This is a genomic window from Escherichia sp. MOD1-EC7003 (assembly GCF_002965065.1).
Classification (GTDB): domain Bacteria; phylum Pseudomonadota; class Gammaproteobacteria; order Enterobacterales; family Enterobacteriaceae; genus Escherichia.
Window position 1 is genome coordinate 1 of sequence record NZ_PTRE01000294.1, and the last position, 455, is coordinate 455.

Genomic DNA, 455 nt, shown 5'->3' on the forward strand with positions numbered 1-455 from the left:
TGTAGTGGTCAAGTAATTCTGGCCACGGTTTTACAGTAAGAACGATATCTGTTCTCTGACTCTTCCGGCGTCAGCCCACCGTTGTAATGGTGGGGCCTGACGCTATTGTAGTAATGCAGGATATAACCGCTGATTTGTCGCCGGGCCTCGTCCTTGCCTGCATAGCCATCAGTCGGCACCCATTCTGTTTTCAGACTGCGGAAGAAGCGTTCCATGGGACTGTTATCCCAGCAGTTTCCCCGTCGACTGACGCTCTGCTTTATTCTGTAACGCCAGAGAACTTGTTGATATTTCAGGCCGGTATACTGGCTTCCCTGGTCGCTATGGAACATGACGTCTCGCGGCTGACCACGCGTCTCATAAGCCATCCGCAGGGCACTGCTTATCAGCGCTGTATCGGCATTCGCTGACAGACTCCAGCCGATAACCCTGCGGGCAAAAAGATCCATAACAAC

At 52.5% G+C, this 455-nt stretch carries 1 protein-coding gene; it reads right to left on the reverse strand.

The window, feature by feature from the left end; translation table 11 throughout:
* Positions 1 to 8: 8 nt before the first annotated feature.
* Positions 9 to 455, reverse strand: a 447-nt coding sequence (locus A7090_RS25430) for an IS3 family transposase (RefSeq protein WP_123057000.1), incomplete at its 5' end; no start/stop codon positions are given.